At 36.4% G+C, this 20,255-nt stretch carries 21 protein-coding genes; 7 read left to right on the top strand and 14 right to left on the bottom strand.

The window, feature by feature from the left end:
• Window positions 1-14: 14 nt before the first annotated feature.
• The 3 genes from ACRD62_RS08440 to ACRD62_RS08430 form a co-directional block, all read right to left on the bottom strand.
• Window positions 15-1,391, bottom strand: coding sequence for an MFS transporter (locus ACRD62_RS08440; protein WP_430819699.1), 1,377 nt, complete (start codon window positions 1,389-1,391; stop codon window positions 15-17).
• Window positions 1,392-1,464: 73 nt separating this feature from the next.
• A complete protein-coding gene (locus tag ACRD62_RS08435; protein ID WP_430819698.1) occupies window positions 1,465-2,658 on the bottom strand; it encodes a glycoside hydrolase family 130 protein in 1,194 nt (397 codons plus the stop codon).
• A 39-nt stretch (window positions 2,659-2,697) separates the two neighbouring features.
• A complete protein-coding gene (locus ACRD62_RS08430) occupies window positions 2,698-3,801 on the bottom strand; it encodes a glycoside hydrolase family 26 protein (protein ID WP_430819697.1) in 1,104 nt (367 codons plus the stop codon).
• A gap of 278 nt (window positions 3,802-4,079) precedes the next feature.
• Here ACRD62_RS08430 and ACRD62_RS08425 point away from each other — a divergent pair, with 278 nt between their 5' ends.
• A complete protein-coding gene (locus tag ACRD62_RS08425) occupies window positions 4,080-4,958 on the top strand; it encodes a helix-turn-helix domain-containing protein (RefSeq protein ID WP_321408551.1) in 879 nt (292 codons plus the stop codon).
• 89 nt (window positions 4,959-5,047) lie between these two features.
• Here ACRD62_RS08425 and ACRD62_RS08420 read toward each other — a convergent pair whose 3' ends face one another.
• From ACRD62_RS08420 to ACRD62_RS08370, 11 genes are all read right to left on the bottom strand, one after another.
• Window positions 5,048-5,698, bottom strand: coding sequence for a hypothetical protein (locus ACRD62_RS08420; protein ID WP_430819696.1), 651 nt, complete (start codon window positions 5,696-5,698; stop codon window positions 5,048-5,050).
• A 15-nt stretch (window positions 5,699-5,713) separates the two neighbouring features.
• Window positions 5,714-7,174: a T9SS type A sorting domain-containing protein gene (locus ACRD62_RS08415; protein WP_430819695.1), complete on the bottom strand. Its 1,461-nt coding sequence runs from the start codon at window positions 7,172-7,174 to the stop codon at window positions 5,714-5,716.
• 72 nt (window positions 7,175-7,246) lie between these two features.
• Window positions 7,247-7,753 (bottom strand): hypothetical protein, encoded by a 507-nt coding sequence (locus tag ACRD62_RS08410; protein ID WP_430819694.1) that lies wholly within the window; start codon window positions 7,751-7,753, stop codon window positions 7,247-7,249.
• Window positions 7,754-7,757: 4 nt separating this feature from the next.
• Window positions 7,758-8,714 (bottom strand): DUF3137 domain-containing protein, encoded by a 957-nt coding sequence (locus tag ACRD62_RS08405; RefSeq protein WP_430819693.1) that lies wholly within the window; start codon window positions 8,712-8,714, stop codon window positions 7,758-7,760.
• A gap of 10 nt (window positions 8,715-8,724) precedes the next feature.
• Window positions 8,725-9,285, bottom strand: coding sequence for a LemA family protein (locus tag ACRD62_RS08400; protein ID WP_430819691.1), 561 nt, complete (start codon window positions 9,283-9,285; stop codon window positions 8,725-8,727).
• Between the two features lie 17 nt (window positions 9,286-9,302).
• Entirely contained in the window at window positions 9,303-9,542 is a 240-nt protein-coding gene (locus tag ACRD62_RS08395) for a hypothetical protein (protein ID WP_430819690.1), read from the bottom strand.
• Window positions 9,543-9,558: 16 nt separating this feature from the next.
• On the bottom strand, window positions 9,559-10,809 hold the full coding sequence (locus ACRD62_RS08390) for an OmpA family protein (RefSeq protein WP_430819689.1): 1,251 nt from the start codon (window positions 10,807-10,809) through the stop codon (window positions 9,559-9,561).
• A gap of 98 nt (window positions 10,810-10,907) precedes the next feature.
• Window positions 10,908-11,465, bottom strand: a complete 558-nt coding sequence (locus ACRD62_RS08385; protein ID WP_430819688.1) for a hypothetical protein — start codon at window positions 11,463-11,465, stop codon at window positions 10,908-10,910.
• A 145-nt stretch (window positions 11,466-11,610) separates the two neighbouring features.
• Complete coding sequence (locus ACRD62_RS08380) at window positions 11,611-12,363, bottom strand: LytR/AlgR family response regulator transcription factor (protein WP_430819687.1); 753 nt, start codon at window positions 12,361-12,363, stop codon at window positions 11,611-11,613.
• A gap of 4 nt (window positions 12,364-12,367) precedes the next feature.
• Entirely contained in the window at window positions 12,368-14,335 is a 1,968-nt protein-coding gene (locus ACRD62_RS08375) for a tetratricopeptide repeat-containing sensor histidine kinase (RefSeq protein ID WP_430819686.1), read from the bottom strand.
• 305 nt (window positions 14,336-14,640) lie between these two features.
• Window positions 14,641-16,287 (bottom strand): arylsulfatase, encoded by a 1,647-nt coding sequence (locus ACRD62_RS08370; RefSeq protein WP_430819685.1) that lies wholly within the window; start codon window positions 16,285-16,287, stop codon window positions 14,641-14,643.
• A gap of 350 nt (window positions 16,288-16,637) precedes the next feature.
• Here ACRD62_RS08370 and ACRD62_RS08365 point away from each other — a divergent pair, with 350 nt between their 5' ends.
• From ACRD62_RS08365 to ACRD62_RS08340, 6 genes are all read left to right on the top strand, one after another.
• Window positions 16,638-17,045 carry a DUF134 domain-containing protein gene (locus tag ACRD62_RS08365; RefSeq protein ID WP_430819684.1) on the top strand — a complete coding sequence of 136 codons (408 nt, stop codon included), beginning with the start codon at window positions 16,638-16,640 and terminating at the stop codon, window positions 17,043-17,045.
• 3 nt (window positions 17,046-17,048) lie between these two features.
• Window positions 17,049-17,366, top strand: coding sequence for a NifB/NifX family molybdenum-iron cluster-binding protein (locus ACRD62_RS08360; protein WP_430819683.1), 318 nt, complete (start codon window positions 17,049-17,051; stop codon window positions 17,364-17,366).
• Between the two features lies 1 nt (window position 17,367).
• Window positions 17,368-17,556 carry a DUF5320 domain-containing protein gene (locus tag ACRD62_RS08355; protein WP_430819682.1) on the top strand — a complete coding sequence of 63 codons (189 nt, stop codon included), beginning with the start codon at window positions 17,368-17,370 and terminating at the stop codon, window positions 17,554-17,556.
• A 94-nt stretch (window positions 17,557-17,650) separates the two neighbouring features.
• Window positions 17,651-18,529 carry a P-loop NTPase gene (locus ACRD62_RS08350; RefSeq protein WP_430819681.1) on the top strand — a complete coding sequence of 293 codons (879 nt, stop codon included), beginning with the start codon at window positions 17,651-17,653 and terminating at the stop codon, window positions 18,527-18,529.
• Window positions 18,522-19,418 (top strand): ATP-binding protein, encoded by an 897-nt coding sequence (locus ACRD62_RS08345; protein WP_430819680.1) that lies wholly within the window; start codon window positions 18,522-18,524, stop codon window positions 19,416-19,418. The genes ACRD62_RS08350 and ACRD62_RS08345 overlap by 8 nt, the downstream gene beginning before the upstream one ends.
• Window positions 19,419-19,425: 7 nt before the next feature.
• Window positions 19,426-20,247 (top strand): Mrp/NBP35 family ATP-binding protein, encoded by an 822-nt coding sequence (locus ACRD62_RS08340; protein ID WP_430819679.1) that lies wholly within the window; start codon window positions 19,426-19,428, stop codon window positions 20,245-20,247.
• The last annotated feature ends 8 nt before the right edge of the window (window positions 20,248-20,255 follow it).

Below are 20,255 nucleotides of genomic sequence, written 5' to 3'. Positions count from 1 at the left end.
GAAAATTTCTTATTTTATTCTTCAGAGCGGCGCTTATCCAGATCTGAAATGATTACCTCCATCTTATCATCACTCAACTGATAGAAGATCATAACCAAACCGGAAATTAAGGCTGCTATACCGGGAAAATAACTCATCATATATTTTATACCGTCCAGCGTTTCAGCAGATTGCTCAACATTCGCCTCAAAACCATAATAAGAAAGCAACCAAAGGGTTACAGAACCTCCTATTGTCCAGCCCAGCTTTTGAGTCATACTGGATGCCGAAAACACCAAACCGGTAGCTCTTCTGCCTGTTTTCCATTGCGAATAATCAGCTGAATCGGCATACATCGACCATAACAATGGAAAGATAATACCAGCACAAAAACTGATTAGGGCCTGCAACACATACATCATCACAAGTCCATCCTTATCGATATAATAAAATACTCCACTCAAAGCAGCTGCAATAAACATGGCATACATAAATGTTTTTCGCTTACCTATAATTGCCGATACGGGCTTTGCCATCATAACTCCAATCATATTGGTGGTCTGCCCTAAAAACAAATATGCAGTGCTGTAACTTATGGTTGTAGCCGTCCACTCAACAACCGATTCATCACCTACAAAATATTTGAAATAATATAAAGCAACACCATCCCTTACCGAGTTAAATATCAGTGTTGCCACGCCAGCTCCTAATAAAACAAACCAGGGAATATTTTTTCCGAGATTTTTTAAATCTTCTTTTAAATTATTTTGCTGATCCTTGGGAGGAGAAATACGCTCACGAGTCCATGAAAAGGTTAATACGAAAAATAAAACTGCTACCAAACCTACAACAAACATGGTAAGCTGATAAGAAGTTTGTTCAGTCACAATTCCTTTAAAGTAATCTACCATGGGTTGGTAAGTTGCAACTACCAGAATACTTCCGGCAAAAGCAAATACCATACGATACGATGCAAACGAAGTTCGATCATTTGACTTAGGAGACATTACACCTAACATACTGGCATATGGCACATTAATAGCCGTATAAGCCATCATCATTATGGTATAAGTTATATAGGCATAGATCAATTTACCGGTCACACCCAAGTCCGGAGTAGTAAACATTAACACTCCGGCCAATCCAAACGGTACGGAAATCCAAAGAAGATAAGGACGAAATTTACCCCATTTTGAATTAGTTCTGTCACCAATAATACCCATAATCGGATCGTTGGCTGTATCCCAGATTCGGGTAACCAACAACATAGTACCTACCGCTGCTGCAGATATTCCAAAGACATCGGTATAAAAAATAGGTAGAAATATTGAGAATACTTTCCAGAACATCGATGAGGCAGCATCGCCAAAACCATATCCGATCTTCTCTCTCAGGGTAACTTTATCATTCATAAATTTAGTTTGTTAGCAAAGGGAAAAGCTCCTCAAATCTTAAGGAGCCCTTTATGTCAATTAAAGATAATGTTTAAAAATTAAGCAAATCCATAAAATCCTTATTCTTATCAATCAACTCATGGATTGTTTGTACACTCAGATGCGAATGCAACTTATCCGCAGGCGTATTCAAACAATAGTCTACCAATTGATCAACAGTTGTAGTTGCTACATGCATACGGGTATCAGATGAAGCATAGTAAATAAAAACTTTTCCATCTTCATCGGCAATCCATCCATTGGCAAATACCACATTAGAAACATCTCCCACACGCTCATCCTTTAATGGTGAAATAAAGTGTCCGTTTGGCTTATGAGTAACCATCCATGGTTTTTCTAAATCCGTCATAAATACATACAAGGTATATCGTAAACCGGCAGCAGTATTACGTACTCCGTGAGCCAGTTGCAACCAACCACGTTCGGTTTTTATAGGAGCTGGACCCAAACCATTTTTTACTTCATAAATGGTATGATAGGTTTTAGCATCCACAATTACTTCCTCTTTCACCTCAGCTTTTTCGATGGTATCAGACAGTCCAAAACCAATTCCTCCTCCTTTACCTGTATTGATAAAACCATCCTGAGGACGAGTATAAAAAGCATATTTTCCATCAATCAAATGAGGGAATAGTACCACATTACGCTGCTGACCTGTTGTGGAGATCAAATCAGGAAGTCGCTCCCACTCTATTAAATCACGGGTTCGTGCAATACCTGCTGCAGCTACAGCACTACTGGTATCACCGTCGGGTGCTTCAGGGTCTTTACGCTCTGTACAAAACACGCCATAGATCCATCCATCATCATGCTGTGTTAAGCGCATATCATATACATTCGTATCCCAATTATCAGTCTGAGGCATTGCAATTGGTTTATCCCAAAAGGTAAATCCATCTATCCCATTGTCACTTTCAGCTACTGCAAAAAACGACTTTCTATCATTGCCCTCAACCCGAACGACCATCAAATACTTTCCATTTAATTTAATGGCTCCTGCATTAAAAGCAGCATTGAAGCCAATGCGTTCCATAAAATAAGGATTGGTCTCTTTATTCAAATCAAAACGCCAGTGCAATGGCACATGATTTCGTGTAATTACAGGATATTTATAACGGGTATAAATTCCGTTTTCGCTAAACAATGCCTTGTTATGCTTATTAATAACCTTTCGGTGTTTCTTTTTAACCTTTTTGAGGCGTGACTCAAAAACATCTTCTCTCATAACATTATTATAATTCTTTCAATACTATGATTACTCACTCTATTTTTCTGATTCAACCAGATCATTTAATAACCAGATATGATCCTGATCTAAAAATTCTTTTGCATAAACTGCTCCCGGATGTCCCGGATATGGGAAAAAGAAATGAACATCCGGATCGTTGCGCCAAACCATAGTATAACTAAGATTTGCAGCTACCAGACTATCCTTTAACACAACTCCTAATTTTTGGGTATACCAGGTTGTATCTGCAACATTTTCTATCCCCGATTCGGTTAAGGCTGAGATTTTCCCCTTTTGATTTGTGTATCCAACCACTATCTGAAGCTTTTTAATGGCTGCATCAACATCCCCTCCTACACGTAAATCGTAATAATTATCCATCCCCACAATATCGACATACTCATCACCCGGATACCAGGTAAGGTATTCATTAAGCGAATTAAAACTACAATCAGGCGAATAAGCTATTGCCATCTGATCCATACCCTTTTCATTTTTCAGATAATCAATCGTAAAACGGAAAAGCGCTTTAAACTCATCGGAAGTACAATGTTTACTACCCCACCAAAACCAGCTTCCGTCCATCTCATGCCAAGGGCGAAAGATAAACGGCATCTTCTTTCCATCCTCCATCTGAAAAGAATTCAGAAATACAGCCAACTTATCTAACTGTCTGATAAATTCATTGTGATATTCTCCTCCTGGAATGATATATTTAACAACAGTTGTATCTGTGTTCCATGAGTTTTCGCCATTAATAAGTGAATATGGATGCCAGCTAAAAGTATTAATACCTCCATTTTGAGAAGCCTTTATAGCCAAACTCCGCATCACATCAAAAGGCACACTATCCAGATTACAAGCATCTCCCCGCTCTAATCCTCCCAATTCCCATCCAAACAAAGCAGGATAATCCCCGGCAACACGTTTAACATCCGATTGACCATCAACATATTTCCAATTGATGCCATATGCTAAATCATCCTGATGACCAAATAATATACCTTTCCCTTTTATACTCTGCAATCTTTCGATCAACTCTTGGCGACCCGTTTTTTCCTCAGATTGATCATCACAGGCAACAGTTGTAATAACCACCATAAGAAAAAGACAGTAGATCTTATTAAAACACATCTTCATACAACCTGGATAGCAATTAAAATTTTAAACAAAAGTAGCTCCACATATAAGCTTCAACAAGTATTTTTACATCACTAATAAATACTATTTTATCATTCATATAAACTTTTACTATTCTTCCAAAATCACTATTGTGTTTATTTAATTGATATACAAATACATTCTATTACACACACAAATTCAACAAGCTACTATTCACTGCAATTTTCCATCATTTATATAATAATAGAATTGTACTATTTTATCACAACAACTATATTTGCATCAAAATCACAGCTATGTCAAATCAAATTCATCGTGAAATAACTCCTCTGAAAGAGAATGATTGTTTCTTAATTTTCGATAGAGAAAGAGAGTTTTTCAACTTTCCCATTCATTTTCACCCTGAATTTGAGATTAATTATATACGCCATGCCAAAGGAGGGAAAAGAGTGGTTGGTGACCATATTGGAGAAATTGAAGAAAAAGAACTGGTAATGGTTGGCCCCAATTTATACCATGGCTGGGAAAATTACAAGAACACAGGAAAAGAGACTTTACACGAGATAACCATTCAATTCCCCAGAGAATTATTCAATGACGATTTACTAAGTCGCAATCTCCTACAACCGGTTAAAGAATTAATGAACAATGCATATAGGGGAATACTGTTTTCACAGGAAACAATTAATATGATTGAGCCACGACTTCAAAGATTAAGTCAAAAAAGAGGCTTTGACAGTTATCTTGAATTTCAATCTTTATTATATGACCTTGCTATTTCAAGAGACCAACAGTTATTAACTAACATGTCCTTCCTTCGCCAGAATGATTTTCACAACAGCGAACGTATAGAGTCGATCTACACCTTTGTAAAAGAAAATTTTGGCAAAAAAATAAAATTGGAAGATGCCGCCAGTCGGGTAAATATGACCGTCGTTTCATTCAGCCGATTGATAAAACAGCGTACAGGCAAGTCGTTTGTTGATTTTGTTAATGAGATTCGCCTGGGTTATGCCACCCGTTTATTAATCGAGAGTAATAAGAGTATTGGTGAGATTTGTTTTGAATGTGGATTCAACAACATCTCCAATTTCAACCGCATTTTCAAAAAACGACAAGGTTGTACCCCTTCAGAATTCAGAACTAATTTTACGGGTACACGAAGTGTTTTTTAAAAAAAGGAGGCTACCACATCTTATGGCAACCTCCTGACTCAACAACTATTAACCCATTCGCTGAGAATTAAATTGTTAGTATCACATTTTTATTCAAACATACTTTGCTGCAAAGTAGATATATCCTGATATTCGACATCTGAAGGTGGAGTAAAGCGATCATCTGAAATACTAATATTCTCATCAAACAAAGTAGCTACTTCATTATTCTCCATACCCATCAACTTAGCTGTTGACTTTAACACAACACCTTTATATATCCACGATTTGGCTCCCATTACAGACAACACCTCACAAGGATAACCAAGGAATTTTTCTGTTCCCAGCTTTTCGCCACCAAATGCATCCAATAGCTGTTGTTCCATTTGTTTGGCTTCTTCCTCTGTCATATCCTCGGCTATGGCATGAGCCAGTTCTTTCACATCCAGCACCCCTTTTTGACCTGATCCATCCAAAAGATTGGCCGACCAGAACTTATCACCAACAGTTACAGTTATTGTATGTGTTTCTTCACGGCTTTTGATTCCAAACATTTTAACTTCGGTAACCGATTTTATTTCTTCGTAGGTCTTATCGCCATAATTATCCCACCATATAGTTTTTGTTCCGGTTGTATTGCCCGATAAGGTATATTCAACATGACCAGACTTTACGGCATATTTTTCGGAATCAATCTGGGCATTCATTACCAGTGAAAATGCCAATAAAAGAACCACTGCAATATTTCTTAAAATACACATTGTCATCGTTTTTTTTTATTCAACAATCAATTTTTTAATCAATGAACCTTCATCTGTTATTATTTTTACCAGATACGATCCTGAAGGTAAGTTCTCAATGTTAAAAGGAGAATATGCTCTATTATTCAAAAAGGTAACAACCTTATTACCGGCCATATTGTATATTTCACAATTAAAAGTTGATGCTCCTTCAATGCAAAAACTACCACTGCATGGATTCGGATATATATTAAATGCCGATTCAACCAATTGATTATCTATTATTGTACTTGTTGCATCCGGAATAAACTCAACGGTAAGGCTTCCATAGATAGAAGCAACACCCGACCCAGCTGTTTCAACATAATTGTGAGCCACTGCATAAAAGGTATGATAGCCCGCATTTATATCATAAACTCGGGTGTGTGAGAATGAATTATGGTTTAAATCAGCATCAACTGCCTGAACAGAAATATTGCCATCATTAACGGCCCAGTCAGGTGTATCACTGGCAGCCAACACAATCATATCTCCTTCATCAGAATTGCACATACCATCGAAATGAACAATGGCTTTTCCTGATGTTGCAGCATTTATACTTACTTGTCCAACCGTTTTTACGTTAGTCAAATCTGTATTCACTTCAACGATGCGGGAATAAGCAAAAGGCAATAAACCATCTGGTATAAAAACTGCTGTGAGCGTTCCATAAACAGAAGCTACTCCACTTCCATCTGTTTCAACATAATTTTGTGCAACAGCATAAAAAGCATGACTACCAGCTGTAACATCATAAACGCGTGTATGCGAAAATGAATTTCTGTTTAGATCTGTATCAATGGCTTCTACTGCAACATTCCCATCATTACTAGTCCAGGAAGTTGTATTGCTAGCACACAATACTATTCGATCACCAACATCAGAGATGCATCTACCATCAAAATGAACAATAACTTTACCTGATGTATTGGCATCAACAGCTACCTGACCTACAACCGTCTTGGTAGTCAGATCGATCTGAACCTGAGAAATATTATCACTTGTAACAGTATAAACCCCATTGGGTACAAATTCAACCGTTAAACTTCCATAGATAGATGCAATACCCGAACCATCCGTTTCAACATAATTCTGAGCAATCGCATAAAAAGTATTACTTCCGGGTGAAACATCATAAACCCTTGTATGCGAAAAAGGTCTGTTTGGGATATCATTACTTACCGCTTCAACAGAAACACTTCCGTCGTTCGTTCCCCAGTTTGGTGTATTACTGGCAGCCAAAACTATACGATCACCCACATCGGTTGAACAGTCTCCATCAAAACGAACAATGACTTTACCTGCCACTTGAGGATTAATGGTTACTTCACCAACAACCGTTGAACTTGATAAATTAATTCTTGTTTTTGAGATTCCCTGAAAAGCAACTATCTGAGCAAGCATGGCAATAGTACTTGTTAAGGAAAATAAGATTGAAAGTAAAATTTTCTTTTTCATTTTTAATTCTGCATTAAGTTTAAGTTTGGTTAAAATATCTACTAGTTGAGATTCCATATATCTCTATCTCTGTCAGAAACCAAAATCCATTACAAGATGAGTTGAATCGGAAGACTGAGTAGAATTGCTATTCAAAAGTCCTTTTAAATGGGGATATTTTTGCTGAATTTCGATTATTCGAAGTGCCATAACATTCATTAAAAAGTCAACAGCATTTAAAGTATCCCCAACAGCCAAATTTGCCGATGGTGAATCTTGATATTCTTCCATTCCTTCACCAAAATCCTTCATGATAAACATCACCTGAGCAAAATCTTTCATAAACCGAACTTTGTCCAATCCTTTCATCTCATCCATATCCAAACTTCCTGTACCTTCCATCAAATGCGCAACATCTTCAGCTTTTCGACTTAATTGATTTATTTGCTCCAGCTTATTATTTATCAATGCATTTGATAAACTATCTTGTTGAAATATGTCTGGTATTTTCGGATCTACCGGCGACAAGTAATTATTACTATTGCATGCGCCTAGCATAAAAAGCATCCATAACAATCCTAAAACAAATGTATTTTTCATGGTTTTATTCTTTAGTCCAGATCCGTGTATTCAAATTCATTTCCTGAATAATCAGTTCGATAAGAGAGAAAAGCTGATGCATAAATTCCACATCTCGAAAGTTGACACCCGATTTACGTATACGAGGTTCAAACAATCCTTTTTTGAAACCTACTGCACAGTATACACGGTTGCCAATAAATGAAAAACGGAAGTCTTCTTTTAACGTTTGACGTATACGAACGATAGCCTGCATCATAGTTGGAGTTAATACATAACGAGCTTCCTGCTGACTAGATGAGAACACTTTAAACTCGCTTTCAAACGTTGGGTCCTCCAATTTCACTAAAGTTCCAAAGTCACTATTTTTCTGAAATTTTCGTATCCATTGGCCTAAACGTTTTTCTGTTTTATCAGGTAAAACATACGTTTCGGCATTTAAATGTTTGTTAAAGTCAGCCATAAAAAATAATCCGTTAAAAATGGTTATCCACTCTGTTTTACGCTGACCATCCTCTGTTGTAACACGCTTGTATTGAGGATGTATTTCAGAGAATTGAAAATCCGTTTTATCAATTATCCCAGATACAAAATCATCACCCTGGCAACGATCTATTTTTTCACCAAACAGGTTGCTTTTTATAACATCACTGGCATTAATATGGCGCTTGTGATCATATACATAATAAGGATTGATGAAATGAACTATTTTAGTTACAACTTCTTTCTTAAAAATAGACCTATACTTAAAATATTTAAGCATAGCTTTGGCTCCCATCACCAAACCAATCAAAGCCAAACCAATAGCTACAGGCCAGGCTACATAATCATTTCGAATACTTTCATATGTAATCTTAGCTAATACCAAACCTGCTATCAATACACCAATCAATCGCTTGATTGTTTTTCGCTGAGTCTCGATACTTTCTAATTCAGGCTTAAGCTCCTGATTAAAAAGCATTAATAAATCTTGATTTTCCATTGGTTAAGATCTATTGATTAAACATGGCTGATACGTTTACATTAGCCCTTTCCACCTCAGGAATAACAAACACAGCTTTTCGGGAATAATGCAGAAAACCCGCCATTAAATTTCCAGGAAAAGTTTGAATATTGTTATTGTAATCAGTTACTATTGCATTATATGTGCGACGAGCAGCCGATATCTGTGACTCAACTTCTGTAAGATTTCGTTGAAGGTTCATAAAGCTATCGTTCGCTTTTAAATCAGGATAACTCTCAACAGCCACCATTATACTTTTCATCGCTGATGAAATCTGGTTGTCAATTGCAACCTTTTCGTCGTTACTTAGATTCTTATCAATTGCCATACTGCGCAATGATGTAATATTGATAAGTAAATCTTTTTCGTGAGCAGCATATTGCTTAACAGCTGCAATTAAATTAGGTATTAAATCATAACGTTTCTTCAACTGTACGTCAACACCACCAAAAGCATTTTCTACTTCGTTGTTGCGTTGGATCAAACGATTATACAAACTAATTGTAATCATCACAACCAATACAACCACTATTCCGATTATATAATTCATACTCATCTTTTCAGGTTTTAGTTAAGTTTATCCAGAAGTTGCTCAATCATCTCAAGACCCTTCTCTTGCTCGGCATTTAGTTTCTTAACCTCATTGGATTCGTTTTTCGATGCCATTCTTATTTCGTGCACTTTATCTTGAGCTGCATTTATTCCATAACTAAAGTTTTCTTTTGCTCTTTTAATTCCTTTCATGATGCCCCAAACAGTTAAGAAAATGACAGCAAATAATACCAAAACAGATATTAAAGTTCCCATAATGAAAATTTAAAAGTTAGATTTTCACAAACTCCACCCGTCTGTTATTGGCTTTTTCTTCAGGGGTAGCATTATTATTTAACGGTACAGTTTCACCAAAACCTTTCGATTGTAAGCGAGACGCATCAATCCCCATTTGGATAAGAGTATTCATGACTTCCTTAGCCCGTTGTTCAGATAATGTCTGATTTTGTTGATCATTACCATCACTATCTGTATGTCCTTCAACAGAAAACTTCAGATCGGTGTTTTTATTCATCAACTGGTAAATCTCGTTGATTTGCCCCATCGATTCAGGTTTAAGAGAAGCTTTATTTACATCAAATCGGATACCATTACAAACAATCTTTCCGTCACTTAAAATACGATCGTAATATTTAACACCACCTTTAGCAATTCTTACATTTTTCAGATACCAGATTTGCTTTTCATTCACATTGGCAAAATAACATTGGATGGATAGTCCGGATGGATTAAACTCATAATGAGGAATATTTATTAAACGTGTATCATCAAGATATACTTTAAGCTTTCCTTTGGTATAAGCTATTGAAATATGCATCCATCGTCCTTGTTCGTTATCTCGCTCTGGTGCATATTCGGCAGAAATCTCGCCTACACTCACTCGATTAAGGTTGATTTCTATTTCAGCATTACCACCGCTTTTTTGTCGTTTCCGATCCCATAGATAAACAAAGAAACGATTACCGTGTGAAGGACGATAAACATCAAATTCAACGGTAAAAGTTTCAGGAAGGTAATCGGTTTCGGCATTCTTAAGATACGGAGTTATTTCAGGCATTCCGTCGAAAAAAGCAATCACTTTCTCACCATTTACTTCCACAACTTCAACCTGCCCAGCTTTCAAATCCCAACGGGTTGGAAACTCTCCGTTTTCTTCATCCATATCGGGAGCATCTGAAAAAATAACTTCGTCACCAGGTACAAAATCAAATTTACTCCAACTCATGGTTACCTTATCAGCTTTAATATTCTCATCAACAGTTGACTCATTAGTTGAAACTTCTTGAGTATTATTATTCTGTTCAGATGTGATACTTTTTGATGTATTTTTCTTTTTCTTGCCAAATAGCGAACCAACCCCTTCTTCAAGTTTATCGAAGGTTTTATTAATAGCCTGATCCGTCTTCTGATTGGCTTTTCTATTAGCTGTTTTTTCTACTTTTTTACCTACGTCGACTTTTATCTGAGCCTGCATTAAAAAAGCAGGAACAAAAAGATATATTAGTATGATCAGTTTTTTCATAGCGATTACATTGGGTTAACTGAAGGAAATTCAGAAAATTGTTTCGAGACACCTTTTGAGAGTATCCCGAAACTCATTTCCCGATAGTTTATTTTTTATTAAAAGGCATACAAAATACCAGCACCAATATTCAAATAATTGGCTCCACCCAATGTGTATTTTACTTCACCTGTAAGGAATAGATTATCAGTCAAACCCATTCTTCCACCCAGACCTATATTTAACCCAACATCAGAGCCCTTGGCCTCCATGTCAGTAGCAAGACTCAACATACTATCATAATAATCAGTATATTCGTCGCTGTAATCAACCTCATAATCACTAACGACATTATCGAACTTGACTTTATAAAAAGTTACATTTAATCCGGCAAGTGCATAGAAACATCCTTTGTCGTTGCAGCTAAAAACATAGTGACCATTAAAATCAAGTGATGACCAATTGGTATAGTTTTTCTTGAAATAATAAGTATAACCTGCATCTGCTTCCCATACATCATTAATCTGATACAGACCTTTTAAATGAATACCCAGATTTTGAATTTCGGTAGCATAATCCACTCCAGCTCCCAACATAAATTTTGAGTCCTGTGCATTTGCAGTTAATCCAAAAACGAAAAGTGCGCTTAGCACCAAAGACATTTTTATTGTTCTCATGTTTTTTAGGTTTTTAATTGTTTACTCTCCAAAAGTAGAGTCCAAAAACATGAGACAACGGGGTAAATTTGAATTGGTACTATCCTTACTTGAAAGCGTATTGTTTTTAGCGGAATTTGTTTTGGCCTATACCCGACCAATTAGTCTATAATGTTTCAACCATTTGCAAAACATAGGCTTTACGACGCATCGAAACAGGTATTTCTTTGCCGTTATTAAGAATGATAAATCCTCCATCACTCTTATCAATTTTATTTACGTAATTGAGGTTAACCAGGTATGACTGGTGAGGTCGAAAGAAACGATATTCTTCCAATAAATCAGCAAATTCTTTAATTGATTTTGAAACCAGAATCTCTTTTTTATCCTTCAAATAGAACGAAGTATAACTATTATCGCTTTTACAATAAATAATATCACTAACCTCAACCAGGTGAATTGCATCAGATGTGCGAAGAACTATTTTTTTGCGTTGTTCCTCTTTTTCCAGATGTTGAATAAAATTATCCATCTGTGTTATACTTAACGTTTGTCTGACACCTTCAATGGCTGTATTGACTGCTTGAACAAACTCGGTTTCGTTCACAGGCTTTAATATATAATCAATGGCACTAAATTTTATAGCCTTGATAGCAAATTGATTAAAAGCTGTTATGAAGATAAGTTTAAATGAATAAGGCTTAACTTTTTGCAAAATATGAAAACCGGTACCGCCTTTAATTTCAATATCTAAAAACACAATATGAGGTTTATGCAACTCAATGATCGAAACTCCTTCTTCAACAGATGCTCCTTCAGCAACAATTCTAATATCCGAAAAATTATCTGCAACCATTTCGCGCAACAACATGCGCATATTAGGTTCATCATCAATAATTACAGCTTTATATTCACTCATTTTTTCAGGCATTTGAGGTTGAAGTTAATTCCAGTATCGGTAAATACAAATCAATACGTGTTCCTTTACGGTTAACATCTGATAAATCGGCAATTACAGGTTCCGGAACATTGGGAAACTTATCTCTGATAATTTTCATCCGTTGCTTAAAAATAGAGGTAGCCATTGATTTATGACTACTTACCATTTTCCCTCTGGTAGTATCTATCCCTTCTCCATTATCTTCAATAATTACATGAATAAGATCACTTGTTTCTTCAAACGTTAGTTCCACCTTTCCACCTGACGTATAATTTTTAATACCATGCTTAATGGCATTTTCAACAAATGGCTGAATCAACATAGGTGGAACAGTAATAAATTCAATATCCATTTCTTCCGGCACCTTGATTGAATATTGAAAATTGGATTGTAACCTCATTTTTTCGAGCTCCAGGTAATTTGTTAAAGTACTAATTTCCTCTTCGAGCGAAACTTGTTCAACTGCTGAATTATTTAATATCGATCGTGTTAAGGAAGCAAAATTACCCATATATCGGGCAGCTGTCTTTACATCATTCTGATACATATAACTTTGAATACTTCCTAAAGCATTAAACAGGAAATGTGGATTCATCTGCGATCGTAACAGTTGCTGTTTAACTTTATCGCGCTCAAGTACAAAACGTTTTTGTTTCTCTTTTTGAATAAAAATACCAAACGCAATTGTTAAAACAAGCAAAGTAATAATTGCAATACCAATTTTTAAACGTTGCTCCTTAATTTCATTCTCAGCCGATAGTAATTTTATCTGTTGCTCTTGTTTTTCAGTTTCATACTCAATTTCCAGAGCCTGCATCTCACGAGTCTTTTTTAAACTAAACAAACTATCGTTTATTTGTTGATTCTGCTGAATGGCCAACATGGCCATTGGCCATTTGTCCATCTCTTGATAGTATTCTTTTAGTGAATTATTGATAGAGATCAGGTTTTCGTAAGAATGAATATTTGATGCAATTTCTTTTGCTTTTAATAGATAAGCTCCAGCCTCAGAAAATTGATTCTGTTTCAATTTAACTTTACCCAGATAGTCGAAACAAAGTGCTATGTATCGTTCGTTATTATATTTCTGATGAATAACCAATGCCTCATTCAGGAACTTTTGAGCCTCAACATAATTACCTTTTTTAAAATATGCCTGCCCTACAAGGTGCTTTGAAACGGCGAGGCCCTTTTTATCGCCCATTTGCTGTTTAATATCTTTGGCTGTATTAAAATATACAATAGCTGAATCGGGCTGATCTCTCAACAGAAAAACTTCGCCTATCGCCCCCAAATTATATGATTGAGTTCTTTGGTCTTTTCTGCGTACAGCAATCTTCTGCGATTCCCTGAAATAATGCATGGCCTGATCGTATTCTTTCTGAACTACATAAACAGCTCCAAGAGTGTTTTGTGTAAAAGATGCTCCTTTATCGTTACCATTTGCTTCCTGCAACTCCAGTGCTTTATGAAAATTCTTAATGGCCAGGTTATTTATATCCTGCAGTCGATAAGCCTGTCCAATATTATTATAGTTATAAGCCATTTGAAAACTATCCTTAAGCTCTAAGGCCAGTTCCAGAGATTTAAGGTGATAATACACGGCTGAGTCATAGCGTTCATCATAGCGTTCATTTAAGCCTAAACGATCGTACATGCGCATAGCTCCCCTAGAATATTGAATCTTTGTTGTATAATCAATATATTCCAACAATGTATTTTTGTACTCCTCACCTAGTCTGCGTCGGTTAATTCGTATATGTGCGTACACACTATCAATCATTAAAGTATCGTTGCCAGACTTTTTTAATAAGCTTATTAAACTATCTTTTAAATCAGAAGATTGAATACGATTTCCCTTCGAATAACAATTTGAAAAAATTGAAAGAGAGTAAAGAAATGCAAGGCAAATGGTTTTGCTCCATTTTTTTGTCAACGATTGGGTGTTCATCAGGTTTGGTTTAGGCTAGTTTGGTTTTAAGCACATTAAACAACACAAAATTAATCAACAAAGTACTGAAAATAAATCCATTTACGTAAATATAAACTACGTTCGTAAATTATTGCTATTAACGAACCAATGTTGGTCACCTATTTTCTAACTAATTATAAGATTGATACATTTAACTGACTGAAGAATTAAAGAAAAAAAAGAGGTTATCTGAACTACAACAGATAACCTCTTTAACCACAACTATAATAACCTATCAGTTACTAAAGCTCACCAAAACAAACTATGAAAAAATCTATGTTTACTTAATACCTAATACCTGTTTTATCAGCCCAATCTTTCCATATTTTATCCAGATCCTTTACTTTTTGAGGATATTGTGATGATAAATTATCTGACTCGGTATGATCGTGCGATATATTAAACAATTCCCATGGTTGACCCGGCAATGCTGACATTTTCCAGTCGCCTACTCTTACAGCTTTACCACCTTCGTGCTCCCAAACAAATACATCATGTGTTGTAGAAACATTACCTTCAACAAGAGGTAAGAAACTGCTTCCAACAGGTTTAATTGCCTTCATACCATTGATCGAATCAGGATAAGAACAGTCAGCTACATCCAAACAAGTTGGTAACACATCTGCAACATGTGCAAAACCACGATTGATTGTATTGGCTTTATCTTTAAGTTTTTCAGGCCAGCTAACAATAAACGGCGTTGCACTTCCACCTTCGTATGATTCTTTTTTCCAATATCTGAATGGTGTATTTACAGCACTTGCCCATGCTGATCCAATATAGTTCCAGGTAGTGCCTGAACCAGGATTTTGTGCATTGTATTCTATAATGACAGAATCACGGGTAAAACCTGGTCGATCAAATCCCGGTGGATATCCTCTCTCAGGTGATGCTCCATTATCACTCAATACCATTATGATTGTATTGTCGTAAATACCCAACTCTTTAAGTTTAGTTACGATCTTGCCAACCCCTTGATCTACCCTATCAACCATAGCAGCATGAACTTCCATACAGTTGGCTTCGTATTCCTTTTTCTCGCATTCTTCCCACGATCTTCCTGAGCTGTTTGGAGTTAACGGATAGGTTTCTTCATCAATGAGACCCAACTCTAACATTCTCTCATATCGTTTTGTCCGCAAACTATCCCATCCACCATCGTAAACACCTTGATATTTAGCCATATCCTCAGGCAAGGCATGCAATGGCCAGTGTGGGGCTGTGTGCGCTACATACATAAAAAAAGGTTCCTCTTTTTCAGAAAACTGCTCTAACAAATCGATTGATTTATCGGTAACAAAATTAGTCATGTAAAAATCTTCAGGCACTTCCTTAATAGCTTCTTCATTATGAACAAGACTAAACGGATCGAAGAAGTTAACCACACCCCATATTACACCCCAATGCTCCTGAAAACCTCTGTTACAAGGATAATTTTCCAATGGTGAGAACGGACCATGATCCACTCGATTGGCCAGCCATTGCAATTGCTCATTATGATCAGGTAAAGCTTTTGTCGTTGACAAATGCCACTTACCAGTCATACCGGTTTGATATCCATTTTGAACCAACACTTCAGGAATGGTAGCTGTATTCATACTTAAATTAACACCCATACCATTTATCCCTGCAACCTGAGGATGCTGCCCTGTCAGCAGTGATGCTCTGGTTGGACAACAACGGGCACTATTATGCATTTGTGTAAAACGGATTCCTTCAGATGCTAATTGATCAATATTAGGTGTGTTAATTTCACCACCATAACAACCCAGGTCAGAATAACCTAAATCATCAAGCATAATCAGCACAATGTTTGGTTTCGTTTCCTGGGGTAACTTTTTAGGTGCACACCCCACCATCACAATCACCAGGGATGCAATAAGTAGTTTATAAATTTTAAATAATATCAGCTTACTTGCTTTTTTTTCCATGCTATTCGGGTAATTATAATTATCAATCATATTCCAGTACAATCTCAACCTTAAAAACTCACATCAACTAATCAAATTAATTTAACCCCACAGCTGATATGGTCCCTTCTTCTCCCATTAATTTCAACCTGTCAATGTTAATTCTTTACACTGAACACCACTACATACGTAATGATTAAAAAATATAAGCATCTGGGCATTTACTAAAACATATCGTTCAAACCTTCTATTTAAAGGCTTTCTAATACTTTATTAATCATCTTAAATAAAAATAACTCACGATTTATTTTGTGCATATTCTCATTATTTATAATTTTGAGCATATTCTCATTATAAATTTACTGTATAATATGCCACGAAGAAGAAGACTACGTAAGATTGTAGCTCCACCAGGATTTAAAGGTTATAAGCCATATGGTCACCGTCCTAATTCAAAAATGGTTGAACTATTATATGAAGAATACGAAGCAATCAAATTGGCAGATTACGATTTATTAAATCAGTTGGAAGCGTCCAAATTGATGGGAATATCACGAGCTACTTTTGCGCGTATTTACGAAAGCGCACGACGAAAAATTGCCGAAGCACTGGTTGAAACGAAAGAAATAAAGACCGTTTATGGAAATGCCCATATGGATGAAAACTGGTATGTATGCAACCAATGTCATGCTCGTTTTAATCTTCCTGACCCAACAACCGCAAGTTGCTGTCCTATGTGTAAATCAGATGAGATCAATAACATAATAACAAATGATTAGATTATGAAAATAGCAATTACCTCAACTCAAAATATCCCTGAATCAACCTTTGATTTACGTTTTGGTCGTGCCAGTTATTTCTGCATTTACAATACCGAGAATAATTCAGTTGAATTCATTGATAATGAAAACATAAATGCCAATAGCGGCGCAGGAATTAAGGCTGCAGAGAAGGTGATTGAACTCGGTGTTTCAAGAGTTATATCGGGTGACTTTGGTCCAAAGGCGAAAGACTTGCTGGATAAATTTAAAATACAAATGGTGATGCTGGATGATGATAGTCAAACCATTTCATCCATCATTAAACAATTAAATAAATAGTATGCCCAGATTTGATGGTACTGGTCCTTCAGGACAAGGTTCTGGAACCGGAAGAAAACAAGGAAGATGCTCCTCATCAGAAAGAAAAGGAAGCAATCATTCCAGTAATGCTAAAGGCAATGGAATGGGACGAAATTCGGGTCGCGGTAAAGCACGTGGTTTTAAGTGGTTTAATTCGGGTAAGGACTAACACTCTGTCTTTTACTTTGTCTGAGTATGATAGCGGAGCGTTTGTAAAGTGGCAGGCTCTCCGCTATTTAACTATCTCCATTAATAATTAATAAATGCCTGTAAAGATTGCAATAGCCAGCGGAAAAGGTGGCACTGGAAAGACAACAGTTACCGTCAATTTGTATCATTTTATGAGTAAAATTCTCAATTCAAAAGTACAAATTGCAGATTGTGACGTGGAAGAGCCCAATGCTTCCATTTTTTTTGAAGAACTGGAATCTGCCAAATCAAAGCAGGTAACTCAATTAATTCCATTCATCAATACTGACACCTGCACATTTTGCAGGAAATGTGTTGATTATTGTGAATTCAACGCAATTATTGTTATTCCACCTGCCCAGTTTGCTGAGGTCAGTCCATCCCTATGTCATTCATGCGGTGCTTGTCTTTATGCTTGTCCGGAGAAAGCAATTATTGAACAGCCAAACGAAATCGGACAGATTAACACTTTTAATCATGGTGTTGACGAGTCATTTCTGATTGAGGGAAGACTAAAAATTGGTTCATCCATGCAAACCATGGTTATCAAAGACTTGGTAAAAGACGATTGGATAAACAAAGAAGTAATTCTTTATGATGCCCCACCTGGAACAAGTTGCTCGGTGGTCGCAACAATTACCCAGGCTAACTATATTATATTAGTTACAGAACCAACTCCTTTTGGTTTACACGACCTGAAGTTAATGATTGATTTGGTTCGGAAGCTGAATAAACCTTTTGGTGTTATCATTAATAAAGCTGACGAATATAGCGACACTTATACTTATTTAAAGGAAGAAGGAATTGAGATCCTGGCAGAGATACCTTTTAATATCGACTATGTCAAATCATATGCCCAAGGCTCTATTTTAAAGAACATACCATCAGATATTGAATCTGTTTACACAGGTATAACTCAAAAATTAAAAAATAAACTGATCCACCATGCTTGAAATTACTGTATTAAGTGGCAAAGGAGGCACTGGTAAAACAACCATTACAGCAGCATTAGCAAGTATGGTTTCACCTGCAATAATTTGCGACAATGATGTTGATGCAGCCGATTTATTTCTGATCCTAAATCCGGAGATCAAGCAAGAAGGTACTTTTCTCAGTGGTCAGACAGCGACAATAAATACTGACTTGTGCTCCAACTGTGGAATATGTCACTCGCTATGCCAATTTGACGCAATAGAATTAACTAATAATGAATACCAAATAAATCCGTTCAATTGCGAAGGCTGTCGTCTTTGCGAAAGAGCATGTCCGGAAAGTGCGATAGAAACTAAACCTGACAATGGACATAAATGGTACGAATCGGTAACACGATTCGGATCATTTGTCCATGCTCAAATGGAACCTGGCGAAGAGAATTCGGGCAAGCTGGTTACATTTATCAGAAAGAAAGCGAAAGCACTGGCTCAAGCTCAAAATATTAAAATCATTCTTAATGATGGACCTCCCGGAATAGGATGTCCGGTAATTGCATCTCTCACCGGAACAAATATTGTATTGCTGGTAATTGAACCTACTTTAACTGGCAGACACGACAGTCTGCGTGTAATTGATTTAATAAAGAACTTTGGTATCCCGGCCTATGCAATATTAAACAAGTCAGGCATTAATAATGATATGGAAAAAATTATAATGTCTGATTTAAAAGATCAAGGGATTCCATTACTTGGTAAAGTGCCCTATTCAATATTATTCAGGGATGCTATGAAAGAACAGCTTAATATTCTCGAGCATGCTCCTGAATCAGAATCTGCAAAAGCCATTCAACTAATATGGAATCGTTTGAATAAAATTAAATCTGAAAGTCAGTTATTAACTCATCAATAAAGAAATCATGACTGAATATAAAATGCTAACACCTCTCGATAAAAAGCCAGAACTCCTGAATACAGTAAAAAATATAATTCTGATAGCCTCAGGGAAAGGTGGTGTAGGTAAATCAACGGTTGCAGCTAATCTGGCTATAAGTCTATCCAGAGAAGGTTATAAAACAGGATTATTAGATGCTGATGTATATGGCCCATCAGTTCCGATTTTATTTGATATCAAAAACGAACATCCTGTCATTGAAAGAGAAAATGACAAAGCAAAAATAATACCCATTGAAAAGTACGGTGTCAGAATAATGTCAATTGGGTTATTGGTCAAAGATGAGGATGCTATGATTTGGCGCGGTCCCATGGCATCAAAAACACTCAAACAGGTAATTGAAGACACAAAATGGGGTGAACTTGATTTCCTGTTGATTGATATGCCTCCCGGAACGGGTGATATTGCTATTACAATGGCACAGGACTTTAAAAAAGCGAAAGCATTAATTGTTATTACACCTCAACAGTTAGCTGTGGCTGATGGCAGAAAAGCAGGCTATATGTTCAATAACCAACATGTACAAACACCCATATTGGGCATCATAGAAAATATGGCGTGGTTTACTCCTGCTAATCATCCTGATGAACGTTATTACATCTTTGGTAAAGGAGGAGGTCAACAGTTGGCAGATGAATTCAATGCCCCTCTTATTGGTCAGATACCTCTGGTAATGGAAATTGAAGAATCATCAGACCAAGGAAAAAATATTTTCCTAACAGATAATCCATCTGTCCATAAGGCATTTCAGGATCTGACCAATAAAATACTCGATAAAGTCAATTGAAAACAAAC

Source organism: Carboxylicivirga caseinilyticus, from assembly GCF_050589785.1.
Taxonomy (GTDB): domain Bacteria; phylum Bacteroidota; class Bacteroidia; order Bacteroidales; family Marinilabiliaceae; genus Carboxylicivirga; species Carboxylicivirga caseinilyticus.
The sequence above is the reverse complement of the archived record's forward strand: the minus strand, read 5'-3'. Positions and strand labels throughout refer to the sequence as shown.

Coding starts and splice junctions, on each gene's coding strand:
- ACRD62_RS08440 (WP_430819699.1), bottom strand. CDS start 1,391: ATGAATGATAAAGTTACCCTGAGAGAGAAGATCGGATATGGTTTTGGC.
- ACRD62_RS08435 (WP_430819698.1), bottom strand. CDS start 2,658: ATGAGAGAAGATGTTTTTGAGTCACGCCTCAAAAAGGTTAAAAAGAAA.
- ACRD62_RS08430 (WP_430819697.1), bottom strand. CDS start 3,801: ATGAAGATGTGTTTTAATAAGATCTACTGTCTTTTTCTTATGGTGGTT.
- ACRD62_RS08425 (WP_321408551.1), top strand. CDS start 4,080: ATGTCAAATCAAATTCATCGTGAAATAACTCCTCTGAAAGAGAATGAT.
- ACRD62_RS08420 (WP_430819696.1), bottom strand. CDS start 5,698: ATGTGTATTTTAAGAAATATTGCAGTGGTTCTTTTATTGGCATTTTCA.
- ACRD62_RS08415 (WP_430819695.1), bottom strand. CDS start 7,174: ATGAAAAAGAAAATTTTACTTTCAATCTTATTTTCCTTAACAAGTACT.
- ACRD62_RS08410 (WP_430819694.1), bottom strand. CDS start 7,753: ATGAAAAATACATTTGTTTTAGGATTGTTATGGATGCTTTTTATGCTA.
- ACRD62_RS08405 (WP_430819693.1), bottom strand. CDS start 8,714: ATGGAAAATCAAGATTTATTAATGCTTTTTAATCAGGAGCTTAAGCCT.
- ACRD62_RS08400 (WP_430819691.1), bottom strand. CDS start 9,285: ATGAATTATATAATCGGAATAGTGGTTGTATTGGTTGTGATGATTACA.
- ACRD62_RS08395 (WP_430819690.1), bottom strand. CDS start 9,542: ATGGGAACTTTAATATCTGTTTTGGTATTATTTGCTGTCATTTTCTTA.
- ACRD62_RS08390 (WP_430819689.1), bottom strand. CDS start 10,809: ATGAAAAAACTGATCATACTAATATATCTTTTTGTTCCTGCTTTTTTA.
- ACRD62_RS08385 (WP_430819688.1), bottom strand. CDS start 11,465: ATGAGAACAATAAAAATGTCTTTGGTGCTAAGCGCACTTTTCGTTTTT.
- ACRD62_RS08380 (WP_430819687.1), bottom strand. CDS start 12,363: ATGAGTGAATATAAAGCTGTAATTATTGATGATGAACCTAATATGCGC.
- ACRD62_RS08375 (WP_430819686.1), bottom strand. CDS start 14,335: ATGAACACCCAATCGTTGACAAAAAAATGGAGCAAAACCATTTGCCTT.
- ACRD62_RS08370 (WP_430819685.1), bottom strand. CDS start 16,287: ATGGAAAAAAAAGCAAGTAAGCTGATATTATTTAAAATTTATAAACTA.
- ACRD62_RS08365 (WP_430819684.1), top strand. CDS start 16,638: ATGCCACGAAGAAGAAGACTACGTAAGATTGTAGCTCCACCAGGATTT.
- ACRD62_RS08360 (WP_430819683.1), top strand. CDS start 17,049: ATGAAAATAGCAATTACCTCAACTCAAAATATCCCTGAATCAACCTTT.
- ACRD62_RS08355 (WP_430819682.1), top strand. CDS start 17,368: ATGCCCAGATTTGATGGTACTGGTCCTTCAGGACAAGGTTCTGGAACC.
- ACRD62_RS08350 (WP_430819681.1), top strand. CDS start 17,651: ATGCCTGTAAAGATTGCAATAGCCAGCGGAAAAGGTGGCACTGGAAAG.
- ACRD62_RS08345 (WP_430819680.1), top strand. CDS start 18,522: ATGCTTGAAATTACTGTATTAAGTGGCAAAGGAGGCACTGGTAAAACA.
- ACRD62_RS08340 (WP_430819679.1), top strand. CDS start 19,426: ATGACTGAATATAAAATGCTAACACCTCTCGATAAAAAGCCAGAACTC.